This window comes from Arthrobacter subterraneus (assembly GCF_900099735.1).
In the GTDB taxonomy this organism is placed as follows: domain Bacteria; phylum Actinomycetota; class Actinomycetes; order Actinomycetales; family Micrococcaceae; genus Arthrobacter_D; species Arthrobacter_D subterraneus.
Genome location: NZ_FNDT01000002.1, coordinates 149473 through 169983 on the forward strand (window position 1 = coordinate 149473; position 20511 = coordinate 169983).

The 20511-nt window shown below is 66.5% G+C and carries 20 protein-coding genes; 11 read left to right on the forward strand and 9 right to left on the reverse strand.

Annotation, left to right across the window (positions count from 1 at the left end; all coding sequences use genetic code 11):
• Window positions 1–20: 20 nt before the first annotated feature.
• Window positions 21–2192 (reverse strand): transketolase, encoded by a 2172-nt coding sequence (gene tkt, locus BLS52_RS03930; RefSeq protein ID WP_090584839.1) that lies wholly within the window; start codon window positions 2190–2192, stop codon window positions 21–23.
• A 442-nt stretch (window positions 2193–2634) separates the two neighbouring features.
• On the opposite strand from tkt, the gene BLS52_RS03935 reads away from it, so the two are divergent.
• Together BLS52_RS03935 and BLS52_RS03940 are read left to right on the forward strand one after the other, a co-directional pair.
• Window positions 2635–3585, forward strand: a complete 951-nt coding sequence (locus BLS52_RS03935; protein ID WP_051470323.1) for a heme o synthase — start codon at window positions 2635–2637, stop codon at window positions 3583–3585.
• Between the two features lie 29 nt (window positions 3586–3614).
• Window positions 3615–4520 carry a dihydrodipicolinate synthase family protein gene (locus BLS52_RS03940; protein WP_090584604.1) on the forward strand — a complete coding sequence of 302 codons (906 nt, stop codon included), beginning with the start codon at window positions 3615–3617 and terminating at the stop codon, window positions 4518–4520.
• A gap of 15 nt (window positions 4521–4535) precedes the next feature.
• On the opposite strand, the gene BLS52_RS03945 is transcribed toward BLS52_RS03940, so the two are convergent.
• The 3 genes from BLS52_RS03945 to BLS52_RS03955 are packed head-to-tail and all read right to left on the reverse strand — an operon-like array spanning window position 4536 to window position 7163.
• Window positions 4536–5474: a COX15/CtaA family protein gene (locus tag BLS52_RS03945; protein ID WP_090584606.1), complete on the reverse strand. Its 939-nt coding sequence runs from the start codon at window positions 5472–5474 to the stop codon at window positions 4536–4538.
• 4 nt (window positions 5475–5478) lie between these two features.
• Window positions 5479–6219, reverse strand: a complete 741-nt coding sequence (locus BLS52_RS03950; RefSeq protein ID WP_026543631.1) for an ABC transporter permease — start codon at window positions 6217–6219, stop codon at window positions 5479–5481.
• Window positions 6216–7163 carry an ABC transporter ATP-binding protein gene (locus BLS52_RS03955; RefSeq protein WP_026543630.1) on the reverse strand — a complete coding sequence of 316 codons (948 nt, stop codon included), beginning with the start codon at window positions 7161–7163 and terminating at the stop codon, window positions 6216–6218. The genes BLS52_RS03950 and BLS52_RS03955 overlap by 4 nt, the downstream gene beginning before the upstream one ends.
• Window positions 7164–7340: 177 nt before the next feature.
• On the opposite strand from BLS52_RS03955, the gene BLS52_RS03960 reads away from it, so the two are divergent.
• The 6 genes from BLS52_RS03960 (at window position 7341) to BLS52_RS03985 (ending at window position 12536) form a co-directional block, all read left to right on the forward strand.
• Window positions 7341–8180, forward strand: coding sequence for a helix-turn-helix transcriptional regulator (locus tag BLS52_RS03960; RefSeq protein ID WP_090584608.1), 840 nt, complete (start codon window positions 7341–7343; stop codon window positions 8178–8180).
• On the forward strand, window positions 8180–9655 hold the full coding sequence (gene sufB / locus BLS52_RS03965; RefSeq protein ID WP_026543629.1) for a Fe-S cluster assembly protein SufB: 1476 nt from the start codon (window positions 8180–8182) through the stop codon (window positions 9653–9655). Before BLS52_RS03960 ends, sufB begins: the two co-directional genes overlap by 1 nt.
• Window positions 9655–10953, forward strand: coding sequence for a Fe-S cluster assembly protein SufD (gene sufD, locus BLS52_RS03970; protein ID WP_090584610.1), 1299 nt, complete (start codon window positions 9655–9657; stop codon window positions 10951–10953). The genes sufB and sufD overlap by 1 nt, the downstream gene beginning before the upstream one ends.
• A complete protein-coding gene (locus BLS52_RS03975) occupies window positions 10953–11327 on the forward strand; it encodes a non-heme iron oxygenase ferredoxin subunit (protein ID WP_026543627.1) in 375 nt (124 codons plus the stop codon). Before sufD ends, BLS52_RS03975 begins: the two co-directional genes overlap by 1 nt.
• 72 nt (window positions 11328–11399) lie before the next feature.
• On the forward strand, window positions 11400–12173 hold the full coding sequence (gene sufC / locus BLS52_RS03980) for a Fe-S cluster assembly ATPase SufC (protein ID WP_026543626.1): 774 nt from the start codon (window positions 11400–11402) through the stop codon (window positions 12171–12173).
• Between the two features lie 33 nt (window positions 12174–12206).
• Complete coding sequence (locus BLS52_RS03985; protein WP_026543625.1) at window positions 12207–12536, forward strand: metal-sulfur cluster assembly factor; 330 nt, start codon at window positions 12207–12209, stop codon at window positions 12534–12536.
• 113 nt (window positions 12537–12649) lie between these two features.
• Here the strand turns inward: BLS52_RS03985 and BLS52_RS03990 are convergent, their stop codons facing one another.
• Entirely contained in the window at window positions 12650–13162 is a 513-nt protein-coding gene (locus BLS52_RS03990) for an O-acetyl-ADP-ribose deacetylase (protein WP_090584612.1), read from the reverse strand.
• Between the two features lie 115 nt (window positions 13163–13277).
• On the opposite strand from BLS52_RS03990, the gene BLS52_RS03995 reads away from it, so the two are divergent.
• Together BLS52_RS03995 and BLS52_RS04000 are read left to right on the forward strand one after the other, a co-directional pair.
• Window positions 13278–14684: a class I adenylate-forming enzyme family protein gene (locus BLS52_RS03995; RefSeq protein WP_090584614.1), complete on the forward strand. Its 1407-nt coding sequence runs from the start codon at window positions 13278–13280 to the stop codon at window positions 14682–14684.
• Window positions 14665–15849, forward strand: a complete 1185-nt coding sequence (locus BLS52_RS04000) for a thiolase family protein (RefSeq protein WP_090584615.1) — start codon at window positions 14665–14667, stop codon at window positions 15847–15849. Before BLS52_RS03995 ends, BLS52_RS04000 begins: the two co-directional genes overlap by 20 nt.
• Window positions 15850–15934: 85 nt before the next feature.
• On the opposite strand, the gene BLS52_RS04005 is transcribed toward BLS52_RS04000, so the two are convergent.
• From BLS52_RS04005 to BLS52_RS04015, 3 genes are read right to left on the reverse strand one after another with little or no spacing between them, the layout of a single operon-like run.
• Entirely contained in the window at window positions 15935–16609 is a 675-nt protein-coding gene (locus tag BLS52_RS04005; RefSeq protein ID WP_090584617.1) for an energy-coupling factor transporter transmembrane component T family protein, read from the reverse strand.
• Entirely contained in the window at window positions 16606–17316 is a 711-nt protein-coding gene (locus BLS52_RS04010) for an energy-coupling factor ABC transporter ATP-binding protein (protein WP_090584619.1), read from the reverse strand. The genes BLS52_RS04005 and BLS52_RS04010 overlap by 4 nt, the downstream gene beginning before the upstream one ends.
• A 5-nt stretch (window positions 17317–17321) precedes the next feature.
• Window positions 17322–17957: a biotin transporter BioY gene (locus BLS52_RS04015; RefSeq protein WP_026543621.1), complete on the reverse strand. Its 636-nt coding sequence runs from the start codon at window positions 17955–17957 to the stop codon at window positions 17322–17324.
• Window positions 17958–18098: 141 nt separating this feature from the next.
• Here BLS52_RS04015 and BLS52_RS04020 point away from each other — a divergent pair, with 141 nt between their 5' ends.
• The gene (locus tag BLS52_RS04020) at window positions 18099–19697 is read left to right on the forward strand and encodes an ABC-F family ATP-binding cassette domain-containing protein (protein WP_090584621.1); all 1599 of its coding nucleotides are present in this window, start codon (window positions 18099–18101) and stop codon (window positions 19695–19697) included.
• Here the strand turns inward: BLS52_RS04020 and BLS52_RS04025 are convergent.
• Window positions 19694–20509 carry an SURF1 family cytochrome oxidase biogenesis protein gene (locus BLS52_RS04025; protein WP_090584841.1) on the reverse strand — a complete coding sequence of 272 codons (816 nt, stop codon included), beginning with the start codon at window positions 20507–20509 and terminating at the stop codon, window positions 19694–19696. The genes BLS52_RS04020 and BLS52_RS04025 overlap by 4 nt on opposite strands.
• Window positions 20510–20511 lie beyond the last annotated feature (2 nt).

A 20511-nucleotide genomic window follows, 5' to 3' on the forward strand; every position in this document is an offset into this window, starting at 1 on the left:
GTGCTGTTCGGTGGGCACTGCTAGAGACGGTCGCCGGTAGCCGAGGCGGAAGCACCGGCAGCCGCAGCTGTCCCCTCGGGAGCGTTGCGGGTTGCGGCAGCCGCAAGGGAGTCGCGAGCGGCTTCCACGACGGCTTCGGTGGTGATGCCGAACTCTCGGAAGAGGGTCTTGTAGTCTGCCGATGCCCCGAAGTGTTCCAGCGAGACGGAACGGCCGGCGTCTCCGACGAGCTCCCGCCAACCCTGCGCCACGCCGGCCTCCACGGAAACCCGCGCACGGATTCCGGAAGGCAGGACCGACTCGCGGTAGGCCTCGTCCTGCTTGTTGAACCACTCCAGGCAGGGGAGCGAGACAACGCGTGCAGCGATGCCGTCCTTCTGCAGGGCAGACCGTGCCTCAACGGCAAGCTGGACTTCCGAGCCGGTTGCAATCAGGATGACGTCCGGCTCCCCGTCAGGGGCTTCGGCCAGCACGTAGGCGCCCTTCGCCACTCCCTCGGCCGAGCCGAAGGTGTCACCGGACGCTGCGCCGTCTCCGCGTTCCCAGGTGGGGATGTTCTGGCGGGTGAGGACGATTCCGGCGGGGTTGGAGGTGTTCTCAAGGATGGTGCGCCAGGCGACGGCGACCTCATTTGCGTCACCGGGGCGGACGACGTCGAGTCCCGGGATGGCACGCAGGGAAGCCAGCTGCTCAACCGGCTGGTGCGTGGGGCCGTCTTCGCCGAGGCCGATGGAGTCGTGGGTCCAGACGTAGATGGCCGGGACTCCCATCAGCGCGCCGAGCCGGATGGCGGGCCGCTGGTAGTCGCTGAAGATCAGGAATGTTCCCGAGAAGGCGCGGGTGCTGCTGTGCATGACGATGCCGTTGACGATGGCTGCCGCAGCGTGCTCACGGATTCCGAAGTGCAGCACGCGCCCGTAAGGGTTCCCGGACCAGGCATCGGTCTGCTTGCCTACCGGGACGAACGACGGGGAGCCCTCGATCGTGGTGTTGTTCGATTCGGCGAGGTCGGCGGAACCGCCCCAGAGCTCGGGCAGCACGGGACCGATGGCGCTGAGCACCTTGCCTGATGCGGCGCGGGTGGACATGTCCTTGCCCGCCTCGAACTCAGGCAGGCTTGATTCCCAGCCCTCGGGGAGTTCCCGGGCGGAGATGCGCTCGAGAAGTGCAGCACTGTCCGGATTCGAGGCCTTCCAGGCGCTGAATGAATCCTCCCAGGAGGTGCGGGAGTCCTGCCCCCGCTCCACGACCTTCCTCGCATGCGCCAGCACTTCGTCGTCGATCTGGAAGTCCTTCTGCGGATCCAGGCCGAGCGTGGTCTTCAGGGCTGCGACCTCGTCCTTGCCAAGGGCCGAGCCGTGGATCTTGCCGGTGTTCTGCTTGTTCGGCGCGGGCCAGCCGATGATGGTGCGCAGGGAGATGATCGAGGGGCGGGAGGTCTCTGCCTTCGCGGCCTTGAGCGCACTGTACAGCTCGGCGACGTCCTCGACGTACTCGCCCGTCTTCGTCCAGTCGACCCGCTGCGTGTGCCAGCCGTAGGCGGCATACCGCCCGAGCACGTCTTCGGTGAAGGCGATGTCGGTGTCGTCTTCGATGGAGATGTGGTTCTCGTCGTAGATCACTACGAGGTTCCCCAGCTCCTGGTGCCCGGCGAGCGAGGACGCCTCGGAAGTGACGCCTTCCTGAAGGTCGCCGTCAGAAGCAATCACCCAGATGGTGTGGTCGAACGGGCTCTCACCCTGGGGCGCCTCGGGATCCAGCAGTCCGCGCATGCGACGCTGGGCGTAGGCGAACCCGACGGAGGACGCCAGGCCCTGCCCGAGGGGGCCGGTGGTGATTTCCACGCCGGCGGTGTGGCGGTACTCCGGATGCCCGGGTGTCTTTGAGCCCCAGGTGCGCAGCGACTTCAGGTCGTCGAGCTCAAGGCCGTAGCCGGAAAGGAAGAGCTGGATGTAGAGCGTGAGCGAGGTGTGCCCGGGAGACAGGACAAAGCGGTCGCGGCCGGTCCACTCCGGGTCCGTCGGATCGTGGCGCATGAACTTCTGGAACAGAAGGTATGCTGCCGGCGCGAGGCTCATCGCCGTTCCGGGGTGGCCGTTACCCACCTTCTCGACGGCGTCTGCGGCGAGTACGCGTACTGCGTCTACTGCGCGCTCATCCAGTTCGTTCCAGTCCAGTTCCTGATTTTCCAGCTGTGGCACGTTCACCGGGCCCCTCTCTTTACGTCACGGCCAGCACCGCGGCGCCGAGTGGGACTGCGCCACGGAAGCGAAAATCCCCGCGGCCAGCCGGCCGTTCACCGTTGAAATCTTGAATACTGCTGAGTTTCGACCAAACCGGATCCGCGCAGATCCCCAGGGCGGGGGCAAAGCTTCCGAAGGATGGTCCCTCCGGGCTTTTGCCTATGTCCCGGGGAGCGGGAGTGATCCAGGCGATACATGCCACCTTAGCGCTTTCGGCTGCGGATGCGCGTGGGCTGACTCTTTGTGAAGGGTCACACAACGACACGAACGACGTCGTCCTGACGGGATGGAGCGCAGGCCGCGGACTTTCTACGAGCTGTAAAAAAGGAGGATCGAGCGGGTATGATGGCTAAGGATTTCAGCCCCCACTTCAGAAGCAGAGCATCCTCACGTGAATTTCGACCAGGCGGCAGTGGCTACCAGCGTGCCCCGGACCGGCGGCGCCGTTTCCCGCAAGCTGCGGGCCTATCTGGCTCTGACCAAACCCCGCGTGATTGAGCTGCTGCTGGTGACCACCCTGCCCACCATGATTTTCGCGCAGGGAGGCTTTCCGCCGCTGGGCCTGGTTCTTGCCACCATGATCGGCGGCGCGTTCGCCGCCGGCAGCGCGGGAGCTTTCAATTGCTACCTCGATCGTGACATCGACCGGGTCATGAACCGCACGCTCAACCGCCCGCTGGTGACCGGTGAGGTGACACCCCGCGAGGCTCTGATTTTCTCGTGGGCACTGGGCGTTGCGGCGGTCGCAATCCTGTGGCTGGGCGCCAACCCGCTTGCCGCCTGGCTGGGAGTGGCGGCCATCTTCTTCTATGTTGTCGTCTACACACTCATTCTGAAGCGCCGTACGGCGCAGAACATTGTGTGGGGCGGCGCCGCCGGCTGCATGCCGGTACTCATCGCCTGGGCCGCGGTGACCGAAACGGTCGAATGGCCGGCTATCGTGCTCTTCCTCGTGATTTTCCTCTGGACTCCGCCGCACTACTGGCCGTTGTCCATGAAGTACAGCGATGACTACAACGCGGCCAACGTGCCGATGCTCGGTGCCATTGCCGGAGCCGGCATCGTATCCGTCCAGGTGGTTCTGTACGCGTGGGCCACCGTGATCTGCTCGCTCCTCCTTGTCCCGGTCGGCGGTGCAGGCTGGGTCTACACCATTGCTGCGCTGCTGAGTGGAGGATGGTTCCTCCTCGAGTCCCACAAACTGCACGCAGCGGCCCGGGCGGGCACGGCGACCGGCAAGGGCGCCATGAAGGTCTTTCACGGCTCCATCAGCTACCTGACGGTGCTGTTCCTGGCGCTGGCTATCGACCCGTTTGTCGGTCAGGCGATCTTCGCCGTCTAGCAGGAGCCCGGTCCACCTAGGATGGTGGCATGGTCTTCACTGGAGTAGTTGCGTACCCTCTGACACCCTTCCACGCAGACGGCGGGGTGAATTCCGCTGAGCTCAAGCTCCTGGTCGACCGCCTCGCGCTGTCGGGGATCGACTCCATCACGGTGCTGGGGTCCTCGGGCAGCTTCGCCTACCTTGATGCGGATGAACGCAGGCAGGTTCTCGCCGACGCAGTGGAGGCCGCCGGCGGCCGTGTGCCGGTAGCGGCCGGAATCAGCGCCGTGGCAACGCGGGAAGTGGTGGCCGGAGCGCGTGCCGCCGAACAGGTTGGGGCGGACGGCGTGGTTCTGTCCCCGGTGTCCTACCTGCCGCTTACCGACGATGAGCTCATTGTCCTGGTGGAGGAGGTTGCCGCGGCAACCACGCTGCCGATCTGCCTCTACAACAATCCGTCGACCACCCAGTTCTCGATCGACGTCGACCTCGTGGCCCGCATGGCACATGTGCCCACCCTGGTGGCGTTCAAGGACACCGCTGCAACCCCGGCGGAGTTCGCCGAACGCGCCGCCCGCCTGCGGGAGGTACTCGACCGGCCGATCAGCCACGGCGCGAGTTCCGACCCGCTGCTTGCGACCGGTGAGGTTGCCGCTGATGCCTGGCACACCGGACTCGCCGCGCTCCTGCCTGCCAGTTACCTGGCCTTCCGGGCCGCAGTGCTCGACGGCGACGCCGCCCGGATCTCGGCCGAACGCTCCCGGCTGGTTCCGGTGGTGCAGGCCGTGCACCGGCTTCGGAAGCTCAGCGGTCTGCACGCCCTGGGCCGGGCCTGCGGGATTGATGCAGGCGATCCGCGCCATCCGCTGCTACCGATCGCAGGCAGTGAACAGCGCGACCTCGCCCGGCTCGCGGAAGCGTTCGACGACGTCGAGGACGGCGTTCTGCGCTGACCCGCTTCCGGCAGGCTAGGCCTGGTCCGCCCGCCGCCGGGTGAAACCCACGTAGACCGCATGTGCCGTCGCGGCGGTCAGCAGGGACGCCCCCAGCATGTGCAGCGCGACCAGGGCCACCGGCAGGTGGAGGAAGTGCTGCAGATAGCCCACGGCGCCCTGGGCGAGCACGACGACGGCCAGCAGCACCAGCGCACCGCGCAGCCGCGGCGCAACGCGGAGCCGGTAGGCAGCCACGACCAGCAGCACCACCGTCAGCACCAGCAGGTACACCGGCGCGGCATGGATCCGGGTCATCAGGTCCGGGTTGAGGTTGTTCCGTGCGGCTCCCGAGTCCCCGGCGTGCGGCCCGGACCCCGTGACCACCACTCCAAGAAGCACCGCGGCTGCCACCAGGCCCGCTGCGGCGACCAACAGTTGACGCAGCAGGGGTGCCGCGCGGGGTTCGGTGTCCACCCCGGTTTCCGCATCGGTGAGCCGGGCCCGGTTCACCAGGACGGTTGCCACCACTATGAGAATCATCGAGATGATGAAATGCCAGCCGACAACCCACGGGTTGAGCTGGGTCAGGACGGTGATTCCTCCCACCACAGCCTGCGCCGGGATCCCCGCCAGCAGCACGACGGCGGGAATGAACAGATCGCGACGGGTCCTGCGCATATTCCAGAGCGAGACGAGCATGGCGATCGCAATCGCGGTGAGGACGAACGTCAGCAGGCGGTTACCGAACTCGATGACACCGTGCATGCCCATCTCGGGGGTTGCGACCATGGATTCGGCCGTGCAGCGGGGCCATTCGGGGCACCCTAGCCCGGACGCCGTGAGCCGCACGGCGCCTCCGGTGACCACGATGAGGATCTGGGAGACCAGGGAGGCGAGCGCCAGGCCGCGGACCAGCGGTGTGACCGTCCGGGGCAGCCGCGCAGCGAAGCGGGCGGGGGAGAGTTGAGTCATGTTCCTAACTCCATTTGAACCAGCGGACGGCGGCCACTGACGCGACGGCGGCCCAGCCGCACAGCAGCGCGAATGAGGACAGATCGAAGGTGCCGGATGCGAGGGCAGCGCGCAGCCCGTCCCCGAGGGCTGCCGACGGCAGCAGTGCGACCACGGGCTGGATTGCTTCGGGGAGTCTGTCCCCGGGAATGATGGTGCCGCCGACGGCGGCAAGCAGCACCCACACGAGGTTTGTGACCGCGAGCGTGGCTTCCGGCCTGAGGGTGCCTGCGATCAGCAGTCCCAGCGCCGTGAAGGCCGCGATCCCGGGAATCAGCATGGCGAGTGCGGGAAGTATTCCGCCGGGAGGGGGCTGCCACCCAAGCAGGACCGCCGTCGTGCCGATGACTGCGAGCTGGAGGGAGAGCACGGCGCCCACCGCGAGGATCTTGCCCAGAATCAGACCGCTGCGCCCGAGAGGCGTGGTGGAGAGGAAGCGGAGTACACCATAACGGCGGTCGAAGCCGGTTGCGATGCCCTGCCCCGTGAAGGCCGTGGACAGCACGCACAGGGCAATAACTCCCGGTGTGCCTGTCTCAAGCCGGGGGCCGCCGAAGGCGTCGAAGAAGGGAGTGAAGGCAATGGCGCTCAGGGCCAGCAGCGGCAGCACAATCGCGAGGACAAGCTGTTCGCCGTTGCGGAGCATCGCGAGGGTCTCGTACCGGCCGTGCTGGAGGACGCGCACGGGCAAGGCGGCTGCGCTCATCGGATGTTCCGTCCGGAAATGTCGAGGAAGACGTCCTCCAGCGAACGCGACGTCAGAGCGATCGAGGCCGGCAGGATGCGCTCCTCGGCCCACCAGGCCGCGAGGACAGCCAGGTCTTCCGGCGTCAGCGGTCCGCTCACCCGGTACCGGCCGGGGGTCGGTTCCGTGATTGTGAGGTGGGGCAGGCGTGCAGAGGGGAGCCGCAGATGCTCGGCAGCCTCAAAATGCAGTTCACGTACTGCGTCGGCAGCATGCCTGGTGAGGTCCGGGACTGTCCCGTGCCGGACCAGCCGGCCGTGGTCGATGATGTAGACGTAGTCAGCGAGTTTCTGGGCGTCATCGAGCAGGTGCGTGGTCAGGACGATCGCCAGGCCTTCCGCGCGAAGCTCGTTGATCAGCTCGAACACGATGTTCCGGGACTGCGGATCGAGCCCCGCACTGGGCTCGTCCAGGAAAAGCACCTCGGGGTTTCCCACGAGGGCGCAGGCGAGCGCCAGCCGCTGCTTCTGGCCTCCCGAGAGCCGCCGTACCGGGGTCCTGGCAAAGGAATTGAGGCCCAGCCGGTCCGCAAGACCGGGCACGTCCCGGGGCGCTGCGTACATGCCTGCGACATGCTGCAGGAGGGCAAGGGGACGAACCGCCGGGGGCAGGCCGCCTTCCTGCAGCATGATGCCCACGCGGCTGCGCAGTGCGGCGCCTGCGCGCCAGGGATCCTGCCCGAGCAGGCGGACGCTGCCGCCGCTGGGCTTCTGCAGGCCCTGGGCGCACTCCAGAGTAGTGGTTTTGCCCGCTCCGTTGGCTCCCAGCAGCGCGGTGACGCGGCCGGTCTCCGCCCGCAGACTCACGCCGTCGAGCACCCGGACCATTTTTCCGTCCAGCGAGGACACGGGCCCGAAGTCCTTGACGAGCCCGCACACTTCGACGGCAGGGGAGGAGGAAGGCACCGAATAATTCTACGCTAGGTAGTAGCCCGTTGTGCCTGCCCGCCGGGCACCCGATGGGTAGCCTCGCCTTACTGGAAGCGGCAGGCAATGTGGAATAGATTAAGTCACGGTTATGTTGTCTTAATTGGCCGTCCACTTTGCGGCCGGTTCCCCGCGTACCCTGAAGGAGGCCCCGCGATGTCCCATCCCGTTGCGCCCGGGCAGACCAGGGCGCACACCCCCTACGAGGGGACCGACGACGCCGAGTATCCACGCGTAGTCGACGAGCGGACCAGAGACAAGGTGCTCGCCGCCGTGCTGGAACACGGGCCCGTGAGTGCCGCTGAACTGGGAGATCTGCTCGGCTATACGCCCGCGGCTGTCCGGCGTCACCTCGACGCCCTGTCCCGTGACGGACTGATTGAAGTCAAGGGCATCGGCAGCCCGTCTCCCGGAGCCGGACGCCCGGCCCGGCGTTATGTACTCAGCCAGCGCGGACAGACGCGCCTCGGCAACGACTACCTCCACATTGCCCAGGCCGCCCTGGGGCAGCTGCGCGAAGTGGCAGGGCCCGACGCCGTCCGCCAGTTTGCAGCGGGCAGGTTCGCCGACATGGAGGAGCGGTACCGCCCCATCATCGAGTCCGCGGGCGAGCGGCTGGAGGACCGGGCAGCGGCACTGGCCGAAGCGCTGAGCCTTGACGGCTTTGTCGGTTCCACCAGGGAGATCGGCCGCAACGCACCCAATGCAGCAATGCTGAGCGTGCAGCTCTGCCAGGGACACTGCCCCATCCAGGAACTCGCAGCGGAATTTCCGGATTTCTGTGAGCAGGAGACCGGGGTTTTCGCCAGGCTGCTCGGCGTGGACGTGCGCAGGCTCTCCACCCTGGCAAGCGGCGGGCACGTGTGCACCACCCATATACCGATCGGCAGGGTGGCGCGCGCAGCACCCGAAGCCGCTCCAAACACGGACGCCGTCCCCCCGGCTCCGCAAACGTACGCAACTTTCGTCTCCAACCATCAGCAAGGAAGGCCGTGATGACGGATCAGACAGATCAGAAGGCATTGGTTCCCGACGCCGTGCCCGCTTCAGTGATCAGCGACATCCTCGAGAGGAACCCCGAACTCCACGGTATCGGCACCTACGAGTACGGCTGGTCCGACAAGAATGATGTCGGCGCCAACGCCAAGCGTGGTCTCGACGAGGAAGTTGTCCGCGACATTTCCTCAAAGAAGAGCGAGCCCCAGTGGATGCTCGATATGCGGCTCAAGGGCCTGAAGTACTTTGACCGCAAGCCCATGCCGACCTGGGGTGCGGACCTCTCGGGGATCGACTTCGACAACATCAAGTACTTCGTCCGGTCCACCGAGAAGCAGGCGGGCAGCTGGGAAGAACTTCCCGAGGACATCAAGAACACCTACGAGAAGCTCGGTATCCCCGAAGCTGAGCGCAACCGCCTCGTCTCGGGCGTCGCAGCGCAGTACGAGTCCGAGGTTGTCTATCACCAGATCAACGAGGAACTCGAGCGCCAGGGTGTCATCTTCATGGACACCGATACGGCACTGCGCGAGCACCCGGAGTTCTTCGAGGAGTACTTCGGATCGGTCATTCCGGTCGGAGACAACAAGTTCGCGTCGCTGAACACCGCGGTGTGGTCCGGCGGATCGTTCGTGTATGTCCCCCCGGGAGTACACGTGGAGATCCCGCTGCAGGCGTACTTCCGGATCAACACCGAGAACATGGGCCAGTTTGAGCGCACGCTGATCATCGCCGACGAGGACTCCTACGTGCACTACATCGAGGGCTGCACCGCCCCGATCTACACGTCGGACTCCCTGCACTCCGCCGTCGTCGAAATCATCGCCAAAAAGGGTGCCCGCGTCCGCTACACGACCATCCAGAACTGGTCCAACAACGTGTACAACCTGGTGACCAAGCGCGCCATCGCACACGAGGGCGCCACCATGGAGTGGATCGACGGCAACATCGGTTCCAAGGTCACCATGAAGTACCCGGCTGTCTACCTGGTCGGCGAGCATGCCAAGGGCGAGACCCTGTCGATCGCCTTTGCGGGTGAAGGCCAGCACCAGGACACCGGTTCCAAGATGGTGCACATCGCACCGAACACCAAGTCCTCGATCATCTCCAAGTCGGTTGCCCGCGGCGGCGGACGCGCGGCGTACCGGGGGCTCGTCCAAATCCGCGAAGGCGCCTCGCACTCGGCGAACACGGTCCGCTGCGACGCCCTTCTTGTCGATTCGATCTCCCGTTCGGACACGTACCCGTACGTGGACATCCGTGAAGATGACGTGACCATGGGCCACGAGGCTACGGTCTCCCGCGTCAGTGAGGAACAGCTGTTCTACCTGATGTCCCGCGGCATGCCCGAGGATGAGGCGATGGCGATGATCGTCCGCGGATTCATCGAGCCGATCGCCCGGGAGCTCCCAATGGAGTATGCCCTCGAACTCAACCGCTTGATCGAACTCCAGATGGAAGGAGCCGTAGGCTGATGGCCGAAACTTCACAATTGAGCCCCGGACTGACCGACGAAAAGGCTCGCGTCGGAGCGCCCTCCGATGAGGAGAAGGTAGCCATTGACGGTTTCACCGAGGAGGGCGAAAACCTTTCCCCGCTGAACACCGGAACGGAACAGCACGGTGCACGGCGGCACAGCCACGGCGATGAGCCTGTGGTGCCGGAGGCCTCGCGCGGCGAGCGCCTCAAGTCCTACCGTCTGGCCGATTTCGCCCCGCTGACCGGCCGCGAGGAGGACTGGCGGTTCACTCCGCTCAAGCGTCTCCGCGGATTGCACAGCGAGCCGTTGTCCGGTCAGGCCCCGGCGGTCACGGTGACCGGCGCATCCAATATCCAGGTTGAGACTGTCGGCCGGGACGATGCCCGCTTCGGTTGCGCCGCTGTCCCCGAGGACAGGGTGTCGGCCGCGGCCTGGGAAGCAGTGACCGCCGCCACCGTCATCACCATTCCTGAAGAGACGGTCGCTGACTGCGAAGTGACCGTCAGCGTGCGCGGCACCGACAGCGCCGCAGCGGCGCAGCACATCATCATCGACGCGCGCCGGTTCTCTCGGGCAGTGGTGGTTCTTGACCACCAGGGCAGCGCCGTGCTGTCACAGAACGTCGAGATCCTGGTTGGCGACGGCGCTGAACTCACCGTCGTCAGCGTCCAGGAATGGGACGACGACGCCGTTCACGTCTCCTCCCAGCAGGCAAAGATCGGCCGCGACGCGCGCTTCAAGCATGTTGTGGTCAGCCTCGGCGGCGACCTCGTGCGTCTCACGCCGTCGTCGTTCTTCACCGCCCCCGGCGCGGAGGTGGAGATGTACGGTCTCTACTTCGCGGATGCCGGGCAGCATCTCGAGCAGCGGCTGCTCGTTGACCATGCCGTTCCGAACTGCAAGTCCCGCGTGACCTACAAGGGCGCGCTGCAGGGCCAGGGCGCGCATACCGTGTGGGTCGGCGACGTCCTGATCCGCAAGGAAGCCGAAGGCACCGACACCTACGAGGTCAACCGCAACCTGGTGCTCACCGATGGAGCGCGCTCCGACTCGGTGCCCAACCTCGAAATCGAAACCGGACAGATCGAAGGCGCCGGACATGCCAGCGCTACCGGCCGCTTCGATGACGAGCACCTGTTCTACCTGATGGCCCGCGGGATCGACGAGAAGACCGCTCGCCGGCTGGTGGTGCGTGGATTCCTCAACGAGGTCATCCAGCAGATCAAGGTTCCGGTTCTGGAGGAGCGCCTCACTGAAGCAGTGGAGCGCGAGCTGGCCGCAGGAAACCTCTGATGGGCGAAGCATCACCGAACGGCATGCCGCAGGGCGAGCTGGTCTGCAACGTGAATGACATCCAGGTCAAGCAGGCTCTGCGGATCCTGATCGATGACTATCCCGTTGCGATCGTGAAGGACTCCGACGGCGGTATCCACGCCATCGGGGATACCTGCTCCCACGCCGACATTTCCCTCTCGGAGGGTGACGTCGAGGGGTGCAGGATCGAATGCTGGGGGCACGGTTCCCAGTTCGATCTGCGCAGCGGCATGCCGCTCCAGCTTCCCGCCTACGAACCGGTTCCGGTGTTCGCGCTCGAGATAGTCGGCGACGAGGTCTACGTGGACATCACCACGGTGACCAACTCCGCGCCGGTTCCCGACCGCGGCTGAACCAGTCCGAAGCCCCAACTTTTCGAACATTTGAGCGATCCTGCTGGAGCAGGATGCAAAGGAGAACCACAGATGTCCACTCTTGAAATCAAGGACCTGCACGTCAGCATCAACACTGAGCAGGGCAACGTCCCCATCCTCAAGGGCGTCACGCTGACCATCAACACCGGTGAGACCCACGCCATCATGGGTCCCAACGGATCCGGCAAGTCGACCCTCGCGTCGACCATCGCCGGGCATCCCCGATACATCGTTGACAGCGGCTCCATCACCCTGGACGGCGAGGACGTTCTGGAGATGAGCGTCGACGAGCGCGCCCGGGCCGGCCTCTTCCTGGCCATGCAGTACCCGGTCGAGGTTCCCGGCGTCACCATGACAAACTTCCTGCGCACCGCCAAGACGGCACTGGACGGCAAGGCTCCGAGCCTCCGGCACTGGACCAAGGACGTCAAGGAGGCAATGACGCAGCTGCGCATCGACGCAGACTTCGCACAGCGCAACGTGAACGAGGGGTTCTCCGGCGGTGAGAAGAAGCGCGTGGAGATCCTCCAGCTGGAACTGTTCAAGCCGCGCTTCGCCATCCTGGACGAGACCGACTCGGGTCTCGACGTTGATGCGCTCAAGGTTGTCTCCGAAGGGGTCAACCGCGAGCACGGCAAGGGCAACATGGGCACGCTGCTCATCACCCACTACACACGCATCCTCCGGTACATCAAGCCCGATTTCGTGCACGTATTCGTCGACGGACGGATTGCCGAGGAGGGTGGCCCCGAACTCGCCGACCGCCTCGAGGAAGAGGGCTACGACCGCTTCCTGGTTCCCGGATCCGCAACCGCCGGCGCCTGATTCCCGGATCCTGAAAGAGAAAGGCTCCTGCACATGAGCGATGTGAATGCAGCACAGACGTCCCTTGAGGATGTCGAAGAGTCGCTGAAGGACGTCATCGATCCCGAGCTCGGCGTGAACATCGTCGACCTGGGCCTGCTGTACGGCCTGAAATACGCCGACGACGGCGCCCTGCTGATCGATATGACCCTCACCACCGCGGCCTGCCCGCTCACCGACGTCATCGAGGAGCAGGTCGGGCAGGCTCTTGACGGAGTCGTCGATGACTGGCGGCTCAACTGGGTATGGATGCCGCCGTGGGGCCCCGAGCGCATCACCGAGGACGGCCGCGACCAGATGCGTGCCCTCGGGTTCAACATCTAGCAGCAGCCTGTCCGGCACCCCGGGTCAGCTGAGGGGACTGGTTTCTCGCGAAATCAAGTCGCCTCAGCTGACCCGATGCCGTTTAACGGCCGCGCGTTCAACAGCGTGCGGGTTCAGGGGCGCGCCCGCCGGAAGATCTCAGCCATTCTGTCGGAGAACAGGACGAAGCGGACCAGCCGGACGCGGCCGTCGTAATCCGAGACGGTCCGAAGTGCGATCCGGGCCACCTCTTCCGGCTCCCAGCCGTAAATGCCCGCGCTGATGGCGGGAAAAGCGACGGACTCCGCTTCAAGGTCCGCGGCGAGCGCCAGGCTGCGCCGGAAACAGGACTCCAGCAGCGCCGGGTCCGTCTGGCCGGCATGACGGTTCGGTCCCACCGTATGGATCACCCACCGGGCCTGCAGCCGAAAACCCGGTGTCGCAACCGCCTGCCCCACCGGCAGCCCGTCCGGAAGCGAATCCCGCCGGACGGCGCGGCAGGCCTCAAGAAGATCCGGCCCGGCAGCCGAATGGATGGCGCCGTCCACCCCGCCGCCGCCCAGCAGCGATGAATTGGCCGCATTGACGACGGCGTCGACCTCCTCGGTGGTGATGTCGCCCTGAACAATTTCCACCTCAGCTGCCATGGGTACTCCGTCCGGTACGCGCCGGGACAAACCCCGGCGCCTTCGCAGGTGCCGATTCTGCGCACCAATGTACTAGCGTGAGGGGTACCGCGATAAGAGGGAGCTTCCCTGGCCCATGCCCTTCATCAACCGCCTGCTCCACTGGGCACGCACATCACCGGAGCGTGCCGCCGTCGTCGTCGGTGACCGGGAACTGACCTACGGTGAGCTGGCTGCCCGGGCATCCCGCAGTGAACTGCCCGCAGGCGGCATGATCGCCATGCAGTTCGAGGACCCCGTGGATTTCGCAGTCGCGTTCACCGCGGTGGTAGGCCAGGGCCGCTGCGCGGCCGTGCTGGACCCCGTCTGGCCCGCGGCGCAGCTGGCCGAGGTCCTCGAGGGTCTCGGGCCTGATGCCGTTCTCGCGGGGGAGCTCTGCCCGGAGGCTTCCCGTCCATCCCAGCTCGCGGACCCTCCGCCCGACGCGCGTTTCTACTGCGGCTTCACCTCCGGGACATCGGGCATGCCGAAGGGCTTTGTCCGTACCGTCGGCTCCTGGTCACGCTCGCTGGAGCGCAGCGTCGACTGGTTCGGGGTCACGCCGGGCCTGCGCGTCTTCGCACCCGGACCGCTGGCAGCAAGCCTGAGCCTCTACGCGCTGGCCGAATGCCTCTACGCCGGCGCCACGTTTTACGCACCCGCTCCGGAAGCTGTTGCGGGGCGGGCCGCGTTCTTGGAGATTCTCCGGTCCGGACACATCGAACACCTCGTCGGCGTGCCGTCCGCCCTGCGCCTTGCGCTGGAACGCGCCGAGACCGCCCTGCCGCACCTGCGCACGGTAGTCTCCGGAGGTTCCCGGCTGTCAGCGGCGGAAGCCGGCATGGTGCTGCGGGCCGCACCGGCTGCCCGCGTCTTCGAGTACTACGGCGCATCGGAGCTCAGCATCGTGACGGTCCGGCGGGTCGACGGCTCTGCCGGGAGCGACGTCGGGCACCCCTTTGCCGGGGTTCAGATCCGGGTGCACGCGGATGGCAGGACAGCTGGGCCCGGTGAGGAAGGGACAATCCACGTACGCACGGACACCGCGATCGAGGGTTATCTGCTCGGCGACGACGGCCGCTCCTTCCAGCGGCACGGGGATTGGGTCACCGTTCAGGACACGGGCTGGATCGACGACGACGACGCCCTGCACCTGACGGGCAGGCATGGAGACATGGTGGTGGTGGCCGGCACCAACGTCTATCCGTCCGAGGTGGAAGCCGTTCTGGCGGGAGCGGGCTACCCGGCGTCCGTCGTGGTGGGTATCCCCGATCCACGGCGGGGCGCCACGCTCGCTGCTGTCATCGAAACCCCGCCGGGAACCGACCTTGATGTGCCCCGGCTCCGCTCGTTCCTGAAGAAACAGCTGCCTCCGCCGAAGGTTCCGCGCCGGATGTACCGCACAGTGCGCCTGCCGCTGACACCGGCCGGGAAGCCCGACCGCGCGGCTCTGGAGGCGATGGTGCGCACGGGAGGTGAGGTGCATGAACTTCCCGCCCGATGAACGTCCGCCCGGCAGGCGGCCGGCGGTGGTGCTCTGCCGGCGTACCCCGTTCGGCCGCCTGCGTGGCGCCTTCGCAACGGTTGAGGTCCACGATCTCCTTGCGGGTGTGCTGGCCGCCGTCCTGCGGGATGCGGAGCTGCCGGCCGGGGAGATTGATGACGTCATCATCGGCAACGCCGCCGGGGGCGGAGGGAATGTCGCACGGCTGGCCGCACTCACTGCGGGCCTCCCGGCAACGGTGACCGGCATCACCCTCGACCGGCAGTGCGCCTCAGGCCTGGACGCCATCGTGCATGCCTGCCGGCTGGTGGAGTCGGGGGCCGGCTCCTGGTATCTGGCCGGGGGAGCGGAGAGCTGCAGCACGGCACCGCTGCGGGCACACCGGTTGACCTCCGTGCCGGATGCCCCGGACTTCTATACGCGCGCGAGGTTCGCTCCGGACTCGCACGGCGATCCCGACGCCGGTGAGGCGGCTGAAAATGTTGCCGCCGCCTTCGGTATCGGGCGCCCGGAGCAGGACGCGTTTGCCCTGCGCAGCCACAGCCGCACGGCGGCCGCACGGGGGCTGATGGCAGCGGAGATAGTTCCCGTGAACGGATACGGAACGGACCAGACCGGGCGCCGCGGCATGTCAGCCCAACTGCTCGGCCGTTTCCCGCCGGCCTTCCGCGCAGATGGAACCGTCACGGCGGGCAACTCCTGCGCCGACGCGGACGGCGCGGTGGTGGCCCTCGTCACCAGTACTGAAAGGGCCGCCGCTGCGGGCTTCACCCGGGTTCTGGAGTTCCACGGTTCAGCCAGCGCGGGCAGCGAGCCCGCACTGTTCGGCATCGCCGGGGCGCATGCGGTGGGGAAACTCCTCGGAGGGCTGCAGCTGAGCCCCGGCAACATCACCGGCTGGGAATACAACGAGGCGTTCGCCGCACAGGTTCTCGCCTCTGCCCAGCTCATCGGCATCGCTCCCGAGAAGCTCAACCTGCACGGCGGAGCATTGGCCTACGGCCACCCGTACGGAGCGTCCGGCGCCATGCTCGTGGCCAACCTCCTCCGCCGCGTATCAGTCCCGGGCGGCAGGCCGGACGGCGTCGGCTGGTCCGTCGCGGCGGTCAGCGCTGCGGGCGGCGTGGGTACGGCCGCGGCCTTCCGGCCGCTGACGCTCCGGTAGGGCTGACGCTCCGGTTGGACGGTTCTGCAGCGGCTCCCCGCTTCCCCCTGCGGGAGGATCCTGTCGGACAACTGCGGCCGGGCAATTAGCCCCGGAAGGCATCCGGCGCGTCACCGGGGAGTGCGCCGTCGTCGTCGTGTTCCGGGTCGGCGAGTCCGCGAGCCGCCAGTGCCTCGCCCGTCTGCTGGGCATAGGCCACCGCACCGATGAAGACCGGAAGGATCAGCGCACGCGGACTGCGCTCCAGGCCGCGCGCCCTGGCGGCGTCCCGGGAATCCTCTGCCGCACCGACCAGGTAGGGAATGCTGCGGAGCATCAGTGCGACGGTCAGTCCGAAACGTTCAGGATCCGCACCGAACCGCTTCAGCGGGTGGGCCAGCAGCACCAAGCCGTCGAGGAGCCGCTGGCTCTCGGTTGTGAGGGTCACCAGCAGGGCGGCAAGGACACACACCACGATGTTCCCCACCACGATGAACGCGGTCAGGGGGCCGGCGTTGAACCACTGGAAAGCGCCGAGAATGAGGATCAGCGGCCACATCCGGGCGAGCGGCCGGACCAGTTCCCGCACGGTCAGGCGGGCGCCGGCCAGGTAGGCGAGGATCACCAGGCCGAGAGCCCCGAGGGTGACCCACGGCGACCACAGGGTGAGCACCAGGACCGAGAGCACCGCCACCGGGATGAACTTTGCCCACAGCGGCGCAGCATGGAGCACCGACGTCCGCTCAACGTAGGCGCCGAGGAGGCTGGCGTGTCCCCTCACCGCCGTCCCTCTGCGGCTGCCCCGTGGAGGCTGAGTTCCCGGTACGCGGCCACCGCGTCGGCGGGCGCGCCGTCGAAGACGATCCTGCCTGAGTCCACCACCAGGGTTCGCTCGGCCTCCCGGGCGAACTCGAGTGAGTGGGTCGTGAAAATGACCTGCTGGTCGAGGCTGCGGAAAAGGCTGCGCACCCGCGCTTCATTCCGGAGATCCAGGAGGGTGGTGGGTTCATCGGCAACCAGGACCACAGGGTCGCAGGCCAGCACCACCGCCAGCGCGAGGAGCTGGCGTTCACCTCCGGAGAGATCGTAGACGCTTTGGTCCGCCAGATGGGCGAGGCCGAACCGTTCCAGGACCTTTTCCGCCGCCGCGCGCCGTTCTCCCCGGTGCCGGTGGCGTCGGCGCAGGGAAAGCTCGACGTCCTCACGCCCGGTGGGCATGACGAGCTGGGACAACGGGTCCGTGAACATGAACCCCACGCTGCGGCGCACGGCGGAACCGCGCCGCGCAGTGTCGAGGCCATTCACTGACACGCGCCCCGAGGTGGGCAGCACCAGCGAGTTGATCAGCTTGAGCAGGGTCGACTTGCCCGAACCGTTAGCCCCGATGATGCTGATGCGCTTCTCGCCCAGGAACAGGTCCAGCGGGGCAAGGATCTGCCGTGTTGCCGGATGCTCGGCCTGGACGGCTGCGCCGTCGAACTGGATCATGCGGATCAGGACCGGCGTGCCGGACGGGACTGAAGCCGCGGGAACGCCTTGACGACGCTGAGTCCGATCGCGGCCGCTGCCAGATTTTTCAGGATGTCCCCGGGAAGGAAGACGACGTCGGCCGCTACGGCAGCCGCGAGATCCAGCTTTGCGTTGATCATCATGCCGACAATGCCGAACGGATGCGTAATGAGGAGGCTGGTGGCGGTGCAGGCTGCAAAGAGGGCAAGGAAGCGGAAGCGGTCAAAGCGTCGGAAAACGATGCGCGCGAGGAAACCCACTGCGAACGCGGCGATCGGGAAGGCGATGATGTAACCGGCGGAAGGGCCGAACAGGACTCCGATGCCGCCGCGGAACTGGCTGAAGATCGGCAGCCCGGCCAGGGCCACGGCCACATACAGGCTCAGGGCGGCACCGGCCCGCCACGGACCGAGCACAATTCCAGTCACCATGATGGCCAGGGTCTGCAGGGTGATGGGCACCCCCACCTGGCCCACCGGGATAGCGGGTAGGATGGCACTGGCCGCCACAACGGCTGCGAACACCGCGATCAGCGACAGATCGGTCGCATTCCAGGACGTGCGGGCCCGGGCCGGAGTGCCGGCGGGTGTGGGGTGCGGAGCCGGATTGGTCTGTTGCATCGTGAAGCTTTCTGTGGGATCTACACAACGGTGAGCTGCTACTTACCGAGATTAGTGCCGAAAGAACCAAACGCTTTTGTAGGGTTCCTACAATTTTGAGGCCCGGCCCATGATGCCGGAACAGGGAAAGGCCCAGTCACTGTGATTACCGTGTCGAATCTTGAACTGCGCGCGGGCGCACGGCTACTGATGGACCAGGTGTCCTTCCGGGTAGACCGGGGAGACAAGATCGGACTCGTCGGCCGCAACGGAGCCGGCAAGACCACCCTCACCCGTGTTCTCGCCGGTGAGGGACTCCCGGCTGCGGGCTCGGTGACCCGGACCGGCGAGATCGGCTACCTGCCGCAGGACCCCCGGACGCCCAACATGGAGCAGCTGGCCCGCGACCGGATTCTCTCGGCCCGCAACCTGGACGTTGTGGTGGGGAAGCTCAGGGAGACGCAGGACCAGATGGCCAGCGAGGACCCGAAGGTTCGAGACAAGGCGATGGGCCGCTACGACCGCCTGGAAAGCGAATTCCTGGCGCACGGCGGGTACGCCGCAGAAGCGGAGGCCGCAGCGATTTCCTCGAATCTCGCCCTGCCCGAGCGCATCCTCAACCAGCCGCTGAAGACCCTCTCCGGTGGTCAGCGCCGGCGGGTCGAGCTCGCCCGCATCCTCTACTCCGGTGCGGAGACCATGCTCCTGGATGAGCCGACCAACCACCTGGATGCGGACTCCATCACCTGGCTGCGCGACTTCCTGAAGAACCACCAGGGCGGCCTCATCGTCATCAGCCACGACGTCGACCTGCTCGAGGCGACCGTGAACAAGGTCTTCCACCTGGACGCCAACCGCTCCACGATCGACCTCTACAACATGGGCTGGAAGCGGTATGTGCAGCAGCGTGAAACCGATGAACGCGCGCGGAAGCGCGAGCGGGCCAACACCGAGAAGAAGGCCCAGGTACTGATCGACCAGGCCAACAAGATGCGAGCCAAGGCCACCAAGGCCGTGGCGGCGCAGAACATGGCCAAGCGCGCCGAGCGGATGCTCTCCGGCCTGGACGCCGTGCGCGCCTCCGACCGGGTTGCCGCGCTGCGTTTCCCGGAACCTGCACCCTGCGGGCGTACTCCGATGACCGCGGAGGGCCTGAGCAAGTCCTACGGCTCGCTGGAGATTTTCACCGACGTTGACCTGGCCATCGACCGGGGATCCAAGGTGGTGATCCTCGGGCTCAACGGTGCGGGCAAGACCACGCTGCTGCGCATGCTCGCGGGCGTCGACCAGCCGGATACCGGGAAAATCGTCCCGGGACACGGACTGAAGGTGGGCTACTACGCTCAGGAGCATGAAACCCTCGATACCGAGCGGACGGTCCTGGAAAACATGAGGTCCTCAGCACCGGACATGCGCGATGCCGAGGTGCGCGGCATCCTCGGATCGTTCCTCTTCTCAGGCGACGACGTCGACAAGCCGGCCGGAGTACTCTCCGGCGGTGAAAAAACGCGCCTGGCACTGGCAACCATCGTGGCGTCCTCGGCCAACGTGCTGCTCCTCGACGAACCGACCAACAACCTGGACCCCGCCAGCCGTGCGGAAATCCTCGGAGCGCTGCGGAACTACTCCGGCGCCGTTGTCCTTGTCAGCCACGATGAGGGAGCCGTGGACGCGCTCAACCCGGAACGGGTGGTGCTGCTGCCCGACGGCGTCGAGGACCTCTGGAACGACGATTACCTCGAACTGGTGACCCTGGCCTAGAGGCCCCGGGCATCGAGAATGGCGTCCTCTTCCTCTTCGGATGAAGGCCGCCGTCGTGCCCGTGCGGGCACCGGGGGTGCGCCCGCGTCTTCATGGTCGATGAGGTACTGCTGACGGGCTGCATAGCCCAGTCCCACGAACAAGAGGACGCCGAACGCAAACCACTGCATCGAGTAGGACAGATGCGGTCCGAGGTCGATGGCGGGCTTTGCCGGTGCAACCGGCGCGGTTGCGGGGGCGGGTGTTTCGCTGGCCAGCAGCCCGTAGGCGGCGGTGGACACCGGGTACCCAAGCTGTTCCCTGTACTCGGCCAGGTCGATCGAGGCCAGTTGCCCGGCGGGCGCTGAGCGGTCAAGGGCGGGCTCTGCCGGCCGGATGCGCGCGACGACGGTGACCTCGCCGTCCGGTGCCGGTGGAACGTCGTCGGGGCGGCCGGCCTGATCATTGCCGATGGGCAGCCACCCACGGTTTATGACGACGGCGGTGCCGTCCTTCAGCTTCAAGGGAACCAGCACCTCGTACCCGGGACGGCCGTTGAGCGGACGGTTGCGGACAATGCGCTGTCCGGCGGAGTCATATTCCCCTACAAGGGTGACCGGGGTCCATTCGGCGTTTTCCTCGAAGGCCTCGAAGAACTCCGGGGAGTAGGGGACAGGGGTCCGGTCATAGTTGGCCTGTACCGTGTTGACGGTCGCAGCCGCCTGGTCACGCCGGTCCAGCTGCCACAGCCCCAGCGCGGTGCAGGCGGCAGCAAGGACCAGCACAAGCGCCAGCCAGCCGAACCAGCGGGGTGTCGCCAGATATCTCAGGATGT